The organism is Rhizobacter sp. P5_A1 (assembly GCF_056400745.1).
In genome coordinates this window covers 61309-77960 of sequence record NZ_JBFUKR010000011.1, presented here as the reverse complement: position 1 = coordinate 77960, position 16652 = coordinate 61309, and the positions used below count along the sequence as shown (strand labels likewise).

Sequence of the window (16652 nt, the reverse complement as noted above, 5' to 3'; positions counted from 1 at the left end):
CGAACAGCCGCGATGGGCCGTGGATGCAACATACATCTACGTTTCACTTCAGTGCATCGCTGCCGGCGCAGTACGGAGTTCTGCGCGGGCATGTTTCAGCACGGTCCAGGAGCCGCTCAGCGCAAGAACACCCATCGCGCCTGCGACGAGCAGGTCCGGCCATGCGTTGCCGGTGCCGAACACCCCCAGTGCTGCCAACATGACCGCGATGTTGCCAAGGGCATCGTTGCGAGAGCAAATCCAGACCGACCGCATGTTGGCGTCGCCGGTACGGAAGCGGTAGAGCATCAGGGCCACACCAGCGTTGACCGCAAGCGCGGCGAACCCGACGGCGCCCATCGTGGCCGGCTCAGGCGGCACGCCGCCTTGCAGGTTCCAAAGCGCCTTCCCCAGGACGAAGACTCCGAACGCTCCCATGCAGGTCGCCTTGAAGAGCGCGGCCCTGGATCGCGTCGACGCGGCCATTCCGAGCACAGCCAGACTGATGGCGTAGTTGCACGCATCCCCGAAAAAATCGATTGCGTCTGCGAGTAGCGAGATAGAGCCCGAGGCCCACGATCCACCGAGTTCGACCGCAAACATGAGCGAATTGAGCGCAAGCGCCGCCCACAGCACCTTTCGGTAGTCTGGGTCAACAGGCGGCGGCGACGAACAGGATGAACCGGAGCAGCAAGAGGCGGACATTGGCAGGGCCTTCATTCGTGTGAGAGCATTTGAAGGCCTGTAGCTGGTACAGGGTCAAGCTGTGGGGTTAATCGATGCGAATTGGCGAGTTGGCGCAGAAGGCCGGGTGCGACGCGCAGACGGTGCGGTTTTACGAACGCGAGGGCCTTCTGGAGGAGCCGGAACGCGACGAATCCGGCTACCGCCGCTATGACGAGCGGCACGCCGCGAGATTGGCCTTTGTGAGGCACTGTCGTTCCCTGGACCTGCCGCTGCCGGAGGTGCGGCAACTGCTCGACTTCGCGGCGCAGCCTCGCCAATCGTGTGCGCAAGTGAACGACCTGCTCGACGAGCACATCGCGCTGGTCCATCAACGCCATGCGACCCTCAGGACCTTAGAGAAACAACTGGTGGCCTTGCGTCGAACGTGCGATGGCGACGCATCGCGCTCGTGCGCCATCCTGGAGTCGTTCATGAGCGCGGCCGCGCAGCATGCTTGCGCCTCTCACTCCGAACGCCGAACGCGGGATTCGGATCAGGCGTAGCGCCGCGCGCCGCTCTCCAGCGCCACCGGCTTGATCCGCGACGCCATGCCGGCGCAGCCGAAGGCCTCGAAGCGGTCGATGCAGAGATCGCGCGCGGCGGTCGTCGCGTCCTTCAGGAACTTGCGCGGGTCGAACTCGGCGCGGTCGCGGCCCATCGCGCGGCGCATCGCGCCGGTCATCGCGAGGCGGATGTCGGTGTCGATGTTGACCTTGCGCACGCCGTGGCGGATGCCCTCCTGGATCTCCTCGACCGGCACGCCGTAGGTCTCCTTGATCTCGCCGCCGTGCTCGCGGATCACCGCGAGCCATTCCTGCGGCACCGACGACGAGCCGTGCATCACCAGGTGCGTGTTCGGGATGCGCGCATGGATCTGCTTGACGCGGTCGATCGCGAGGATGTCGCCGGTCGGCTTGCGGCTGAACTTGTAGGCGCCGTGCGAGGTGCCGATCGCGATCGCCAGCGCGTCGACGCCGGTCTGCGCGACGAAGTCGGCGGCCTGCTGCGGGTCGGTCAGCAGCTGGTCGTGCGTCAGCAGCCCTTGCGCGCCCGAGCCGTCTTCCTCGCCGGCCATGCCGGACTCGAGCGAGCCGAGGCAGCCGAGTTCGCCTTCGACCGAAACACCGACCGCATGCGCCATCTCGACCACGCGGCGCGTCACCGCGACGTTGTAGTCGTAGCTCGCCGGCGTCTTCGCGTCTTCCATCAGCGAGCCGTCCATCATCACGCTGGTGAAGCCGGAGCGGATCGCCTGCAGGCACACCGCGGCGCTGGCGCCGTGGTCCTGGTGCATCACGATGGGGATGTCGGGGTACGTCTCGGCGGCGGCCTCGACCAGTCTGCGCAGGAACGCCTCGCCGGCGTATTTGCGCGCGCCGGCCGAGGCCTGCAGGATCACCGGGCTGTCGGTGGTCTGCGCGGCCTGCATGATGGCCTGGATCTGCTCCAGGTTGTTGACGTTGAATGCCGGCACGCCGTAGCGGTGCTCGGCGGCGTGGTCGAGCAGCTGTCGCAGCGAGATCATGGCCATCGGGGACTCCTGAGGTGAAGGTTGAATGAGGTCCGGCGCGCGTCAGGCGCGCGCCATCGCGAGGGCGGTGTCGAGCATCCGGTTCGAGAAGCCCCACTCGTTGTCGTACCAGGCGCAGACCTTCACGAGCCGGCCGCTGACCTTGGTGCAGGTCGCGTCGAACACGCTCGAGCGCGGGTCGTGGTTGAAGTCGACCGACACGAGCGGCTCGTCGGTGTAGCCGAGCACGCCGGCCAGCGGGCCAACGCTTGCGGCGCGCTGCATCAGCGCGTTGACCTCCTCGATCGTCGTCTCGCGCCCGGCGCTGAACACCAGGTCGACCAGCGAGACGTTGATCGTCGGCACGCGCACCGCGAAGCCGTCGAGCCGGCCGACGAGCTCGGGCAGCACCAGGCCGACCGCGGCGGCGGCGCCGGTCTTGGTCGGGATCATCGATTGCGTCGCCGAGCGCGCGCGGCGCAGGTCCTCGTGATAGACGTCGGTCAGCACCTGGTCGTTGGTGTAGCTGTGGATCGTCGTCATCAGGCCGTTGTCGATGCCGATCGCGTCGTTCAGCACCTTCGCGACCGGCGCGAGGCAGTTCGTCGTGCACGACGCGTTCGAGACCACGGTGTGCGCCGCGCGCAGCGTGCCGTGGTTGACGCCGTAGACGATGGTCGCGTCGACATCGGCGCCGCCCGGTGCGCTGATCAGCACCTTCTTCGCGCCGGCCGCGAGGTGTGCGCCGGCCTTCGCCTTGCTCGTGAACAGGCCGGTGCACTCGAGCACGATGTCGACCTCGAGCTCGCGCCACGGCAGCTCGGCCGGGTTGCGGATCGAAGTCACGCGGATGCGCCGCCCGCCGATCACGAGCTGGTCGCCGTCGTGCGAGACGTCGAAGTCGAAGCGGCCGTGCGTTGTGTCGTGGCGCGTCAGGTGCGCATTGATGCGCGCATCGCCGAGGTCGTTGATCGCGACGATCTCGATCGGCGGCGAGGCCTGCCGGCGCTGCGCTTCGAACAGCGCGCGCAGCACGTTGCGGCCGATGCGGCCGTAGCCGTTGATGGCGATTCGGGTGGGCGTGCTCAAACGGAGATCTCCTGTGCGGCAGTGGGTTGGTGGGCGAAGAGCGAACGGGCATTGCCGAGCAGCACGCGCGCGCGCTCGGCCACGGCCTCGGCGGTGATGCCGAAGAGCTTGAAGAGCTCGCCGGCCGGCGCCGATTCGCCGAAGCGGTCGAGGCCGACGACATCGCCGTATTCGCCGACGAACTTCCACCACGGCGCGGTGCTGCCGGCCTCGATCGCGATGCGTGGCAGGTGGCGCGGGATGGTCTGGTGCCGGTACGCGGCATCCTGGCGCTCGAACAGGTCCATGCACGGCACCGAGATCACGCGCGCCGCGATGCCTTCGGCCGCGAGCAGCTCGGCCGCGGCCAGTGCGACGCCGACCTCGGAGCCGCTCGCGAGCAGCGCGACGCCCTCGCGCTCCGGCTGGCGCAGCACGTAGGCGCCGCGCGCGATCGCGTCGAGGCGCGGCGTGCCGTCGCCGGCGTGCGGCAGCGCCTGGCGCGACAGCAGCAGGCAGGCCGGTCCGTCGGCGCGATGCAGCGCCTCGCGCCAGGCGACTGCCGTCTCGGTCGCATCGGCCGGGCGCCAGACATCGACGTTCGGGATCAGCCGCAGGCTCGCGGCATGCTCGATCGGCTGGTGCGTCGGGCCGTCTTCGCCGAGGCCGATCGAGTCGTGCGTGAACACGTAGACGACCGGCAGCTTCATCAGCGCCGACATGCGCACGCCGTTGCGCGCGTAGTCGGAGAAGGTCAGGAAGGTGCCGCCGAAAGGCCTGAACCCGCCGTGCAGCGCGACGCCGTTCATGATCGCGGCCATGCCGAACTCGCGCACGCCGTAGTGCACGTGGTTGCCGGTCGCGGTGCCCTTCAGCGCGCGGTGGCCCTTCCAGTCGGTCAGGTTCGAGCCGGTCAGGTCGGCCGAGCCGCCGAGCAGCTCGGGCGTGGCCGGGCCGAGCTCCTGCAGCACATCCTGCGAGGCCTTGCGCGTCGCGACGCTGGCGCGCTTGCGTTCGGCCTCGACACAGGCCGTCGCGAGCGCCGCTTCGGTCTCCGCGGTCAGCGCGGCCGGGCCGGTGCGGCGCAGCAGTTCGGCGGCCAGGTCGGGGTAGGTGGCGGCGTAGGCCGTGAAACGCTCGTCCCACGCCGCGTGCTGCCGCGCGCCGGACTCGAGCGCCGACCAGGCCTGCACGACCGGCGCGGGGATCTCGAACGGCGCGGCGTTCCAGCCCAGTGCTTCGCGGGTCAGCGCGATCTCGGCCGCGCCGAGCGCCTCGCCGTGCGCCTTCGCGGTGCCGGCGCGGTTCGGCGAGCCCTGGCCGATGCGCGTCTTGCAGCAGATCAGCACCGGACGGTTCGAGCGCTGCGCCGCAGCGATCGCCCGGTCGAGCGCATCAAAGTCATGGCCGTCGACCGCGCGGATCACGGTCCAGCCGTAGGCCTCGAAGCGCGTCGGCGTGTCGTCGCCGAACCAGCCGCGCACGTCGCCGTCGATCGAGATGCCGTTGTCGTCGTAGAACGCGACCAGCTTGCGCAAGCCCCAGGTGCCGGCGAGCGATGCGGCCTCGTGGCTGATGCCTTCCATCAGGCAGCCGTCGCCGAGGAACACGTAGGTGCGATGGTCGATCGGCGCGTGGCCCGGGCGATTGAACTCGTCGGCCAGCAGCTTCTCGGCCAAAGCCATGCCGACCGCGTTCGCCAGGCCCTGGCCGAGCGGGCCGGTCGTGGTCTCGACGCCGGGCGTCACATCGACCTCGGGGTGACCCGGCGTGCGCGAGTGCAACTGCCGGAAGCGCTTCAGTTCGGCCATCGGCAGCGCGTAGCCGCTCAGGTGCAGCAGCGCGTACAGCAGCATCGAGCCGTGACCGTTCGAGACGACGAAGCGATCGCGGTCGATCCAGCGCGGGTCGGCCGGGTCGTGCTTCAGGTGGTGGCGCCACAGCGCCTCGGCGATGTCGGCCATGCCCATCGGCATGCCCGGGTGACCGGAGTTGGCGGCCTGCACGGCGTCCATCGCCAGTGCGCGCAACGCATTCGCGCAGGTCGTGCGCCGCGCAACGGCCAGGCTCGCGCCGGCAGGGGTGTTGATGATCGTCTTCATGGCGTCGTCCGGTTCAGTGCGTGAGCAGTTTCTTGCGCCGCTCGACGAGGCGCAGGATCATCGGCGTGAAGATCAGCTGCATCGCGAGCTCCATCTTTCCGCCCGGCACGACCAGCGTGTTCGCGCGCGACATGAACGAGTCGTGCAGCATGCTCAGCAGGTAAGGCATGTCGATGCCCTTCGGGTCCGAGAAGCGGATCACGACCAGGCTCTCGTCGGCGGTCGGGATCGTGCGCGCGATGAACGGGTCGGAGGTGTCCACCACTGGCACGCGCTGGAAGTTGATGTGCGTGCGCGTGAACTGCGGGCAGATGTAGTGCACGTACTCGTGCATGCGGCGCAGGATCACGTCGGTCACCGCCTCGGTCGAGTAGCCGCGCGTGCTCTTGTCGCGGTGGATCTTCTGGATCCACTCGAGGTTGATCACCGGCACGACGCCGATCAGCAGGTCGGCCAGGCGTGCGACATCGACCTTGTCGGTCGTCACGCCGCCGTGCAGCCCTTCGTAGAACAGCAGCTCGCTGGCCGGCAGCGGCGCCCATGGCGTGAACGTGCCGGGCGGCTGCTTGAACGGCGCCGCTTCCTCGTCGTTGTGCAGGTACTTGCGGCTCGTGCCGGTGCCGCTCTCGGCGTAGCTCGCGAACAGCGCCTGCAGCTCGTCGAACAGGTTCGCGTCTTCGCCGAAGTGGCTGAAGTGCGGCCGGTTCTGCGTTTCGGCCTCGGCCATCGCGGTCTTCATCGCGACGCGGTCGTAGCGGTGGAAGCTGTCGCCCTCGACGATGGCCGCGGCGACGCCTTCGCGCCGGAAGATGTTCTCGAAGGTTCGCGTCACCGAGGTGGTGCCCGCGCCGGACGAACCGGTGATCGCGATGATGGGGTGTTTGGCGGACATGGCGGTTCTCGTTCTTGATCAGGCGGTGACAGCGAACAGGCCGCGGCGCCCGAACAGCGGCGAGTCGAAGGCCTCGGGCGGTTCGTCGCGGTGGTAGCCCTCGATGCGCGCGACCTCCTGCTTCGAGCCGAAGACGAACCCGATGCGCTGGTGCAGCGCGTCGGGCGGCACGGCCATCAGCCGCTCGCGCCCGGTGCTGGCGGCGCCGCCGGCCTGCTCGATCAGGAACGAGATCGGGTTCGCTTCGTACAGCAGCCGCAGCCGGCCGGCGCGTGCCGGGTCCTTGCTGTCGCGCGGGTACAGGAACACGCCGCCGCGCATCAGGATGCGGTGCGTCTCGGCGACCAGCGAGGCGATCCAGCGCATGTTGAAGTCGGCGTCGCGCGGCCCGGTCTGCCCGGCCATGCATTCGTCGACATAGCGCTTCACGGCCGGCTCCCAGAAGCGGCTGTTCGACGCGTTGATCGCGAACTCGCACGTCGTCTCGGGAACGCGCAGGTTCGGGTGGCTGAGCACCCATTCGCCGAGCATCGGGTCGAGCGTGAACGCGTGCGTGCCGCGGCCCAGCGTCAGCACCAGCATCGTCGACGGGCCGTAGATCGCGTAGCCCGCGCCGACCTGCGCGGTGCCGGGCTGCAGGAAGTCATCCGGGTGCGGATCCTCGCCCGGCGTCGGGGCGCGCAGGATCGAGAAGATGCTGCCGACCGAGACGTTGACGTCGATGTTCGACGAGCCGTCGAGCGGATCGAACAGCAGCAGGTACTTGCCGCGCGGGTACTGCGACGGCAGCGTGTACGGCGCGTCCATCTCCTCAGAGGCCATGCCGGCGAGGTGGCCGCCCCATTCGGTCGCGCGCACGAACAGCGCGTTGCTCAGCACGTCCATCGCCTTCTGCTCTTCGCCCTGGATGTTGATCGCGCCGGCCGTGGCGGGATCAACGCCTTCGTTGCCGAGCGCGCCGGTCAGCGCACCGAACGCGACCTTGCGGGCGATGGCCTTGCAGGCCAGCGAGACATCGGTGACGAGCGCGTTGAGGTCGCCGGTGGCACCGGGATAACGGCGGCGCTCCTCGATCAGAAACTGGGTCAGCGTGGGCTTTCCGGCGGTGGGCATGGTGGTCTCCTGTCTTGGTTCGGATCGGTTCAGCGGTTCTGTTCAGCCGCTCTGTTCAGCATTCGGTCGCGGCGCGCACCGGCAGCGCCAGCTGCAGCAGAAGCTCGTGCGGCGTCGCGAGCCGCCACACGTGCGCCGGGGCCAGCACCGGCGCATGGCCGTAGCCCCAACCGGCCCACGCGGCCTGGCAGCCCGCGGCGAGCGCGGCGGCGATGTCGACCGCCGCGTCGCCGATCATCAGCAGGCGCTGCGGCACGAGGCCGAGCGCGGCGGCGGCCTGCCGCAGCATCAGCGGCGCGGGCTTGCGCTGCGCCAGCGTGTCGGCACCGTGCACCGCGGCGAAGAAGCCGAGCAGCCCGGCGTCCTCGAGCACCGCGCGGGCGAGCATCGTCGGCTTGTTCGTGATCACGAGCAGCGGGCGTTGCGCGGCGAGTTCGGCGAGCGTGCACGGGATGCCGTCGAAGACCGCGCTGCCGGCCATCGGCGCTTCGAGCGTCGCGGCATCGAAGCCGCGGCGCAGGCGCGCCGCGAGTTCGTAGCTGTCGCGCGCCGCGAGTTCGCGCGTGGCGAGTGCGCGTGCGATCAGCGCGTCCGGGCCGTCGCCGATCCAGCCCTGCACGGTGTCCAGCGCGAAGCCGGGCAAGCCCTCGCCGGCCAGGGCCGAATTCAACGCGTACGCGATCCCGCCGGCGCTGTCGATCAGCGTGCCGTCGAGGTCGAACGCGATCGCGTCGAAGCGCTTCATCGGCGGGCTCCTTCGGCACCGTCGCGCAGTGCCGCGATCGAGCGGCGGTAGTCGCCGCCGCTGAACACGGCCGAGCCGGCGACCAGCGTGTCGGCACCGGCCGCGACGACGCGGCGCACGTTCTCGGCGTTCACGCCGCCGTCGACCTCGAGCCAGATCTCGCGCCCGCTGGCGTCGATGCGGCGGCGCACCGCCTCGATCTTCGGCAGCACGCTCTCGAGGAAGGCCTGTCCGCCGAAGCCGGGATTGACCGACATCAGCAGCACCAGATCGAGTTCGTGCAGCGTGTGGTCGAGCCAGTGCAGCGGCGTCGCCGGGTTCAGCACCAGCCCGGCCTTCACGCCGTGCGAGCGGATCAGCTGCAAGGTCCGATCGACATGCTCGCTCGCCTCGGGGTGGAACGAGATGATCGAGGCGCCGGCCTTCGCGAACAGCGGGATCAGCGCATCGACCGGCTTGACCATCAGGTGCACGTCGATCGGCACCGGCCGCTCGCCGCGTCGGCAGTGCGGCTGGATCGCCTCGCAGACCATCGGGCCGATCGTCAGGTTCGGCACGTAGTGGTTGTCCATCACGTCGAAGTGAATCAGGTCGGCGCCGGCCTCGATCACCGCCTCGACCTCGTCGCCGAGCCGCGCGAAGTTGGCCGACAGCAGGCTCGGCGCGATGCGCACGCCGCTCATGCAGGGCTCCCGGCGTACAACGCGTGAACTGCATTCAGCGGCCGCGATGGGCGCGCCAGCCCCTGCAGTTCGTCGAGGCTCAGCCAGGCCTGCTGCCGCAGTGCGGTGCCGGGCTCGGCGCGCAGCGGCTGCGCCGGATCGCCGAGCCGCGGCAGCACCAGGCCGGCGGCGGAGAAGTCGGCGCCCTCGGTCCAGTAGGTCGGCGTCACGACGGTCCACAAGCCGGCGCCGGTGGCGGCGCGCAAGCCGTTCGGCGAATCCTCGAACGCGACCGCGCTCTCCGGGCCGACACCGAGCGTCTGCAGCGCGAGCCGGTAGATGTCGGGTGCCGGCTTCTTCGCGCGGACCTGGTCGCCGCACGCGATCACCGCGAACATCTCGATCCCGCGCGTGCCGAACGCGGCCTGCAGCAGCGCATCGACATTCACCGCGGTCGTCGTGCTCGCGATCGCGAGGCGGCAGCCGGCATCGAGCGCCTCGTCGAGCAGCCGGGCGACGCCGTCGCGCAGCGGCACGCCGCCGTCGCGAACCGCCGAGCTGTAGAGCTTGGTCTTGTCGGCATGGATCTCGGGCACACGCTCGAGCAGGCGCCGGCGCAGCCCGGGGCTCAGCGCCAGCGACTCGATGTAGCTCGCGATGCGCTCCTTGCCGCCGGTCACCGACAGCAGCTCGCGGTACTCGGTGCGGCTCCAGTTCCAGCCCAGGCGCTGGCGGTCGAACGCCAGGTTGAAGGCGACGCGGTGCGCCTCCTCGGTGTCGGCCATCGTGCCGTCGACGTCGAAGATCAGGGCCTCGATGCTCATGACTGCCCCTCGTCCGATGGGTACATCGGCCGATCCCCCGAGGGGATGCGGGCCGGCTTGGGAGCGGCCCGGCGCTCGGCCCGCCGCGCCGTCATTGGCTGATGACCGTTCATGGAAGCCCTCCTTTTGAGGCGAACACGCGGCTCGCCAGAATGTCCTCGGCCTGCAGCGTCGCGAGCTGCTCGCGCGACAAGGCCTCGGTCGATGCGAACAGCCGCGTCGCGTGGCGCAGGCGAATGCGGTCGAGCGCGTTGCGGATCGAGCGCGCGTTCGCGAAGTGCGGTTGCTGCCGGCGCAGCGTCACGTAGCGTGCGAAGGCCGGTTCGGCGGACGCGTCGAACTGGTAGTTCAGCTGGGTCAGCATCAGGTGCGTGATCTGCATCAGCTCGGCCTCGCTGTAGTCGGGAAAGTCGATGTGGTGCGCGATGCGCGAGGCCATGCCGGGGTTGCTCGCGAAGAAGGTGTCCATGCGATCGCGGTAGCCGGCGAGGATCACGACCAGGTCGTCGCGCTGGTTCTCCATCACCTGCAGCAGGATCTCGATCGCCTCCTGGCCGTAGTCGCGCTCGTTCTCGGGGCGGTACAGGTAGTAGGCCTCGTCGATGAACAGCACGCCGCCCATCGCCTTCTTCAGCACCTCCTTGGTCTTCGGCGCGGTGTGGCCGATGAACTGGCCGACGAGGTCGTCGCGCGTCACCGCGACCAGATGCCCCTTGCGTACATAGCCCAGCTGCTTCAGCACCTCGGCCATGCGCATCGCGACGGTCGTCTTGCCGGTGCCGGGGTTGCCGGTGAAGCACATGTGCAGCGACGGAGGCGTCGACTGCAGCCCCTGCTCGGCGCGCAGCTTGTCGATCAGCAGCAGTGCTGCGATGTCGCGGATGCGCCCCTTCACCGGCGCCAGGCCGACCAGCTCGGCATCGAGCTGGTCGAGCACGGCGCGCGCCCCTGACGCTTCAAGCAACTCAGTGGGTGCAGTGGCGGCCACGGCTTGCATCGCTTCGCCCCGGGCTCAGTACCGTGCGCCTTCGGGCGCGCGCTGCACCGCGTAGCTCTCGATGCTGTAGCGGATCGTGCGCCCCGGCTCCTCGGTGCGGATCAGGCGGAAGCCGGGTTCGTCCTTCGGCCGGTTGACGATGAACGACATCACGACCGACTCGGTGCCGTGCGTCGAGTCGAACGCGGTGAGCCGGATGTAGTGATCGGGGAAGGTCTTGCGGCAGCTGCGCAGCTCGAGCATCACGCCGGCGGCGTCGTGGATGTCGAACATCGGGTTGCCGAACATCTCCCAGTAGGTGTTGCGCGGGTGCGGGTCGTCGGTGTATTCGAGACCGATGGCCCAGCCCTTGCCGAGGCAGTAGTCGATCTGCTTGGTGATCTGCGCGTCGCTGAGGTCGGGCAGGAACGAGAAGGTGCCCTGGGTGATTCGCATGCTGTGTGCTCCTTGAGGATCAGGCGACCGACGCGGTCGGCACGTAGTCGGACGAGTCGGTCGACGCGTAGTTGAAGCTGATCTCGCCCCAGGTATCGAGCGCGGCGGCGAGTGGGGTGCACCACTTGGCTGCGTCGCGCAGGATCTGCGGGCCTTCGTTCTTGATGTCGCGCCCTTCGTTGCGGGCCAGCACCATCGTCTCGAGCGCGACGCGGTTCGCGGTCGCACCGGCCTGGATGCCCTGCGGGTGGCCGATCGTGCCGCCGCCGAACTGCAGAACCACGTCGTCGCCGAACAGGTCGAGCAGCTGGTGCATCTGGCCGGCGTGGATGCCGCCCGAGGCCACCGGCATCACCTTCTTCAGCGCGCCCCAGTCCTGGTCGAAATAGATGCCGCGCGGCAGGTCCACCTTAGTGTGCGTGTCGCGGCACACGTTGTAGTAGCCCTGCACCGTCAACGGATCGCCCTCGAGCTTGCCGACGGCCGTGCCGGTGTGCAGGTGGTCGACGCCGGCCAGGCGCAGCCACTTCGCGATCACGCGGAAGCTCACGCCGTGGTTCTTCTGCCGCGTGTAGGTGCCGTGGCCGGCGCGGTGCATGTGCAGCAGCATGTCGTTCTGCCGGCACCAGTGGCTCATGCTCTGGATCGCCGTCCAGCCCACCACGAGGTCGACCATCACGATCACCGAGCCGAGCTCCTTCGCGAACTGCGCGCGGCGGTACATCTCTTCCATCGTGCCGGCGGTGATGTTCAGGTAGCTGCCCTTGACCTCGCCGGTCGCGGCACTCGCCTTGTTGACCGCGTCCATCACGCACAGGAAGCGGTCGCGCCAGTGCATGAAGGGCTGCGAGTTGATGTTCTCGTCGTCCTTCATGAAGTCCAGGCCGCCCTTCAGGCCTTCGTAGACGACGCGGCCGTAGTTGCGCGCCGACAGGCCGAGCTTCGGCTTGGTGGTCGCGCCCAGCAGCGGCCGGCCGAACTTGTCGAGGCGCTCGCGCTCGACGACGATGCCGGTCGGCGGGCCCGGAAAGGTCTTCACGTAGGAGACCGGGAACTGCATGTCCTCGAGCCGCGCGGCCTTCAGCGGCTTGAAGCTGAAGACGTTGCCGATGATCGACGCGGTGACGTTCGCGATCGAGCCTTCCTCGAACAGCGAGAGGTCGTAGGCCACGTAGCAGAAGTACTGGCCCGGGTTGCCCGGCACCGGGTCGACGCGATAGGCCTTCGCGCGATACATGTCGCAGGCCGTCAGGCGGTCGGTCCAGACGACCGTCCAGGTCGCGGTGCTCGATTCGCCGGCGACCGCGGCGGCCGCTTCGATCGGATCGACGCCTTCCTGCGGCGTGATGCGGAACAGCGCCAGGATGTCGGTCGGCTTGGGCTCGTAGTCGGCGTCCCAGTAGCCCATCTGCGCGTACTTCAGCACGCCGGCCGAATAACGCTTCTTCGCGTCGGTGATCTGCGTTGCCTCTGTCATGTTGCCCATCTGGATTCCCCTGCTGTTGCGCGTGGTCGTGAAGGTCCGATGGGTGGAATGTAGGCAACCTGAACGATTTGGAATAATAAAACCTATTAGCAGTCTCATATGCTTTTGCTAATATGAAACCATGCCGCTCACACGCAACGCAACCTTTCGCCAGCTGAACGCCTTTCACACCGTCGCGCGGCTCGGCAGCGTCTCGCTCGCGGCCGACGAACTGCACCTGACGCAACCGGCGGTATCGATCCAGATCGCCGCGCTCGAAGCGTCGGCCGGCTCGCCGCTGCTGCAGCGCAACGGCCGCGGCGTGCGGCTCACCGAAGCGGGTGAATTGCTGGCCGGCTACGCGAGCCGCATCGTCGACCTGTGGCGCGAGGCCGGCGAAGAGATGGCTACCCTGCAGGGCGTGTTCTCGGGCACGCTGCGCGTGGGCACCGTGACGACCGCCGAGTACCTGCTGCCGCCGCTGCTCGTCTCGTTCATCAACGACCGGCCGAAGATCAAGGTCAAGCTGCAGGTCGGCAACCGCGACGAGATCGTGCGCATGCTCGCCGGGCAGGAGATCGACATCGCGATCATGGGCCGCCCGCCCTCCGAGCTGAAGACCGACTCGCGCACGTTCGCGCGCCACCCGATGGCCTTTCTGGCCGCGCCGAGCGATCCGCTGATGGCGATGCGCGGCCTGACGCTCGCCGATGTCGCCGAGACCCGGATCCTGGTGCGCGAGCGCGGCTCGGGCACGCGCACGACGGTCGAACGCGTCTTCCGCGACCAGGGGCTGCCGCTGCGCATCGGCTCCGAGCTGTCGAGCAACGAGGCGATCAAGCGCATGTGCGCGGCCGGCTTCGGCGTCGCGTTCCTGTCGATGCACACCTGCGTGCTCGAGATCGAGGCCGGCCTGCTCACGCTGCTGCCGCTGGCCGACAACCCGATCGTGCGCGACTGGTACGTGATGCACCTGGCCTCGCGCCAGCTGCCGCACGTCGCGCTGGCCTTCGAGGAGTTTCTCTGCGACAAGGGGCAGATCGAGATCCAGCGTCAGCTCGGCGAGACGCCGGCGCCGCGCGCGGCCTCGAAGCGCCGCGCGGCGCGCGCGAAGCAGCCCGCCGCGGCCGCGAAGCCGGCGGCGGTCAAAGCGCCGCGTGCGACGAAGACCTGATCAGACTTCCTTGGTGTCGAACATCAGCAGCTCGACACCGGCCTGCGCGAAGTTCGCGAGGTCTGCCGCGGTCGCCTGGCCCTCGGGCGATGCGAGGGCGCTCTGGATCGCGGCCATCGAATCGAAGCTCAGGATCGCGACGAGCCGGTAGGCCGAATCGCCCTGCCCCGATGCCACGAGCCCGCTGCTGACCTCGTAGCCGCGCAGGCCGGGGATCTTCTTCGCCGTCGGCACGTGGGTCGAGAAGTAGTACGCGTCGAACGCCGCGGCGTCGGCGGGCTTCTTGTACAGCGCAAGCACTTTCGCCATCTCATGTCTCCTTGGAAAGTCTCGGTCGGAACCGTGATTGAAGCGCGAACAGCGGCCGCGCGTGGCGCGCGAGCAGAAGGCCCAGCGCCAGCCAGGCCAACAGGACCCGGCCATCGGCATGCACACGGGTCGGCTTCGCCAGCGTCGGTGCGGTCAGCGCCGCCGCGAGCCCTTCGGACGATTCGAGCCGCACGAAGCCCAGCCCGCGTTCACGGCCGAGCAGGCGCAGATAGGGCTCGCGCAGCGCCGACAGGTGCTCGCTGCCCGGTGTCGCGCCGAGCGCCGGCATGGGCGCCGCGGCCTGGTCCTCGGTCATCCGCTCGCCGCTGACGCTGGCGCCGCGACCGGGCCCGTACAGATCGGTCTGCGCGACCTCGTCGGCCTGCCAGAAGCCCAGCGGGCGCCCGCTCGGGTCGCTCTTCGGGATCGGCGACGGCCGCAGGTCGCCGACGCCGACGATCAGCCCCGCGACCTCGCCCGGCTTGTCGTCGAAGCTCGGGCGGTGCAACGGGCTCAGCGGCGGCGCCTCCTGGCCGTCGGTGACGAAGACCAGCGACGGCTGGCCCGGCAGCTGGCGCGCGAGGTCGATGCCGCTGTGCAGGCCTTTCGCGATCTCGCTGTTGCCGCTCCAGGCCATGCGGCCATCGATGCGCGCCAAGGTCGAACGCAGCTCGGTCAGGTTCGCGCAGACCTCCACCGGCTCGAACAGCAGGAACGCGCGGTACTCGGTGAACACGGCCCAACCGACCTTCGATCCGCACGGCAGGTGCAGCAGCGCGTCGCGCAGCGCGTGCTTCGCATGCACGAGGCGCGAGACCGGCTTGCCGTCGAGCAGCTCGTCCTGCACGTCCATGCTCTGCGTGATGTCGAGCACGATCACATGGTCGAAGCGCGCGCGCTCGACCGGGAACTCGGGCCGCAGCAGGCAGGCCGCGAGCGCGAGCGCGGCGCCAGCGAGCAGCCAGCGATCTGCGTAAGCGCGCCAGGAGCCCGCGAGCCGGTGCGTCAGCTCCGACACGTTCATGGCAACCCCGGCGCGTAGCCGCGCATCGTCGTCACCGCACGCTCGCGGTTGCGCTCCTGCCCGGCGGCGGCAGGTTCGTCATCGTCCGGGTCGGGCAGCAGGCGCTGCGCACGCTCGAGGTTGTAGCGTGCGTCCCACTGGCTCGGGTCGTCGCGCAGCACGTCCCGGTAGTACTCCTTCGCGAGTTCGAGCAGCGCGATCGCCTGGCCCGGCTGCGCGCTCGCACGCACCTCGATCGCCTGGCGCATCAGCAGGTTCGCGCTGTTGTAGCGCGCCGCCGCGCCGACGCGCGGGTCGCTCTGCAGCGCGCGGTAGCGGTTCAGCGCCGCGTCGCGCGCGCCGCTGGCGGCCTGCGCCTGCGCCTGCACATAGGCTTGCGCGAAGCGCAGCTCGGGCGGCTGACCGGGCGCTTCGGCCGGCAGCCGGCCGGCCGCGATCGCCGCGTTCATCTGCGCCGCGTTCCGCAGCGCCGCGCCGTCGAACACCGCCGCGGCCACGGCCAGCGTAAGCAGCGCGAGCACGACGCGGGTGCGGCGGCGCGTCGCTAGGCCCATCGACGCAGCTCCAGCAGGTTCGCGGCGAGCAGCAGCAGCACGCCAGCCAACGCCGCCGCGTAGCCCCAGCCCGACAGGTCGCGGCGCGGGATCGTGTCGGCGTAGGTGATCGGCAGGTTCTCGAGCCGGTTGACGTCATCGAGCGCCTGCTGCAGCGCTTCCGGCGTGCCGGCTTCATAGGCGCGGTACGGCGTTCCCAGCGACAGGAAATAGCGGTGCAGAAAGTACTCCGGCACCGCATCGGCCTGGGCCGGCGGGTCGGCCTGGTCGGGCAGCAGCCCGGGGCTGCGCGCCGAGCGGATGTAGATCCAGTAGATCGCCGCGCGGGTCTTGCGCGCGAGCTCGGCGATGCGCTCGCGCGCGTCCGGCTCGAGGCGGTCGCCGCCGTCCGAGACCAGCAGGATGATGCGCGAGCCGGTGTAGGGCCGGTTCTCGAAGTAGCCGAGCGCGGCCTCGACGGCGAGCGCGATGTTGGTCTCCGACAGGCCGCGCCCGATGTTGCCGGCATTGATCGCGGCCTGGATCACCTCGCTCTTCTGCGTGAACTCGAGCAGGCGCAGCGGCAAGGTGCTGAACACGATCATGCCGAAGCGATCGTCGGGCCGTCTCAACGCGAACTCCGACAGCACGCGCCGCGCGACCACGCCCTTGGTCTCGCGCGCCTCGTTCGCGCGCAGCTTCGAGTAGTAATCGAGCGCTTCCGGGCCGGTGCCGCGCATCGGTGCGCTGCGGCCGCCGCCGAAGCTCTGGTCCATGCTGCGGCTGCGATCGAGCACGAGCACGATCTCGGCGCCGCGCCCGACCCGCTCGACCTCGTACTCGGGCCGGTACGGCCCGGCGACGCCGACGATCAGCGCCGCCAGCGCGAGCAACGCGGCGGCGCGCAGCGCCCACTGCAGCGCCTGCGACGCGCGATCGCGCGGCAGCAGCGCGACCCAGGCGTTCGGCAAGGCGCCGCGCACCGGTGCGAACAGCGGCAGCAGCGCCAGCGGCAGCAGCCACAGCCAGGCCGGCTGGTCGAAGCTCATTGGTGCACCCTACGGCCTTCGGCCGGTCCCGCCGAGCGGGAACGA

At 69.5% G+C, this 16652-nt stretch carries 18 protein-coding genes; 2 read left to right on the top strand and 16 right to left on the bottom strand.

Annotation, left to right across the window (positions count from 1 at the left end):
- Window positions 1-48: 48 nt before the first annotated feature.
- Window positions 49-684 (bottom strand): cation efflux transmembrane domain-containing protein, encoded by a 636-nt coding sequence (locus AC1DTW_RS14210; protein WP_477981903.1) that lies wholly within the window; start codon window positions 682-684, stop codon window positions 49-51.
- Window positions 685-758: 74 nt separating this feature from the next.
- Between AC1DTW_RS14210 and cadR the strand changes: the two genes are divergently transcribed.
- Entirely contained in the window at window positions 759-1208 is a 450-nt protein-coding gene (cadR, locus tag AC1DTW_RS14205) for a Cd(II)/Pb(II)-responsive transcriptional regulator (RefSeq protein WP_477981817.1), read from the top strand.
- Here the strand turns inward: cadR and fba are convergent.
- The 11 genes from fba to AC1DTW_RS14150 form a co-directional block, all read right to left on the bottom strand.
- Complete coding sequence (gene fba, locus AC1DTW_RS14200; protein WP_477981815.1) at window positions 1199-2236, bottom strand: class II fructose-bisphosphate aldolase; 1038 nt, start codon at window positions 2234-2236, stop codon at window positions 1199-1201. The genes cadR and fba overlap by 10 nt on opposite strands.
- 42 nt (window positions 2237-2278) lie before the next feature.
- Window positions 2279-3304 (bottom strand): type I glyceraldehyde-3-phosphate dehydrogenase, encoded by a 1026-nt coding sequence (gene gap / locus AC1DTW_RS14195; protein WP_477981814.1) that lies wholly within the window; start codon window positions 3302-3304, stop codon window positions 2279-2281.
- A complete protein-coding gene (gene tkt / locus AC1DTW_RS14190) occupies window positions 3301-5385 on the bottom strand; it encodes a transketolase (protein ID WP_477981813.1) in 2085 nt (694 codons plus the stop codon). Before tkt ends, gap begins: the two co-directional genes overlap by 4 nt.
- A gap of 13 nt (window positions 5386-5398) precedes the next feature.
- Complete coding sequence (locus AC1DTW_RS14185) at window positions 5399-6277, bottom strand: phosphoribulokinase (protein WP_477981812.1); 879 nt, start codon at window positions 6275-6277, stop codon at window positions 5399-5401.
- Window positions 6278-6295: 18 nt separating this feature from the next.
- Window positions 6296-7390 carry a class 1 fructose-bisphosphatase gene (locus tag AC1DTW_RS14180; RefSeq protein WP_477981811.1) on the bottom strand — a complete coding sequence of 365 codons (1095 nt, stop codon included), beginning with the start codon at window positions 7388-7390 and terminating at the stop codon, window positions 6296-6298.
- Between the two features lie 55 nt (window positions 7391-7445).
- On the bottom strand, window positions 7446-8135 hold the full coding sequence (locus AC1DTW_RS14175) for an HAD-IA family hydrolase (RefSeq protein WP_477981810.1): 690 nt from the start codon (window positions 8133-8135) through the stop codon (window positions 7446-7448).
- Entirely contained in the window at window positions 8132-8818 is a 687-nt protein-coding gene (gene rpe / locus AC1DTW_RS14170; RefSeq protein ID WP_477981809.1) for a ribulose-phosphate 3-epimerase, read from the bottom strand. Before rpe ends, AC1DTW_RS14175 begins: the two co-directional genes overlap by 4 nt.
- Entirely contained in the window at window positions 8815-9621 is an 807-nt protein-coding gene (locus tag AC1DTW_RS14165) for an HAD-IA family hydrolase (protein ID WP_477981808.1), read from the bottom strand. The genes rpe and AC1DTW_RS14165 overlap by 4 nt, the downstream gene beginning before the upstream one ends.
- Before the next feature lie 109 nt (window positions 9622-9730).
- A complete protein-coding gene (cbbX, locus tag AC1DTW_RS14160) occupies window positions 9731-10618 on the bottom strand; it encodes a CbbX protein (RefSeq protein ID WP_477981807.1) in 888 nt (295 codons plus the stop codon).
- Window positions 10619-10633: 15 nt separating this feature from the next.
- On the bottom strand, window positions 10634-11053 hold the full coding sequence (locus tag AC1DTW_RS14155) for a ribulose bisphosphate carboxylase small subunit (RefSeq protein ID WP_477981806.1): 420 nt from the start codon (window positions 11051-11053) through the stop codon (window positions 10634-10636).
- 19 nt (window positions 11054-11072) lie between these two features.
- On the bottom strand, window positions 11073-12539 hold the full coding sequence (locus AC1DTW_RS14150) for a form I ribulose bisphosphate carboxylase large subunit (RefSeq protein WP_477981805.1): 1467 nt from the start codon (window positions 12537-12539) through the stop codon (window positions 11073-11075).
- A 121-nt stretch (window positions 12540-12660) separates the two neighbouring features.
- On the opposite strand from AC1DTW_RS14150, the gene AC1DTW_RS14145 reads away from it, so the two are divergent.
- On the top strand, window positions 12661-13692 hold the full coding sequence (locus AC1DTW_RS14145) for a LysR family transcriptional regulator (protein ID WP_477981804.1): 1032 nt from the start codon (window positions 12661-12663) through the stop codon (window positions 13690-13692).
- On the opposite strand, the gene AC1DTW_RS14140 is transcribed toward AC1DTW_RS14145, so the two are convergent.
- From AC1DTW_RS14140 to AC1DTW_RS14125, 4 genes are read right to left on the bottom strand one after another with little or no spacing between them, the layout of a single operon-like run.
- Complete coding sequence (locus AC1DTW_RS14140; protein WP_477981803.1) at window positions 13693-14001, bottom strand: EthD family reductase; 309 nt, start codon at window positions 13999-14001, stop codon at window positions 13693-13695.
- Between the two features lies 1 nt (window position 14002).
- On the bottom strand, window positions 14003-15025 hold the full coding sequence (locus AC1DTW_RS14135; protein WP_477981802.1) for a vWA domain-containing protein: 1023 nt from the start codon (window positions 15023-15025) through the stop codon (window positions 14003-14005).
- On the bottom strand, window positions 15022-15579 hold the full coding sequence (locus AC1DTW_RS14130; RefSeq protein ID WP_477981801.1) for an MxaK protein: 558 nt from the start codon (window positions 15577-15579) through the stop codon (window positions 15022-15024). Before AC1DTW_RS14130 ends, AC1DTW_RS14135 begins: the two co-directional genes overlap by 4 nt.
- Window positions 15570-16607, bottom strand: coding sequence for a vWA domain-containing protein (locus AC1DTW_RS14125; RefSeq protein ID WP_477981800.1), 1038 nt, complete (start codon window positions 16605-16607; stop codon window positions 15570-15572). Before AC1DTW_RS14125 ends, AC1DTW_RS14130 begins: the two co-directional genes overlap by 10 nt.
- Window positions 16608-16652 lie beyond the last annotated feature (45 nt).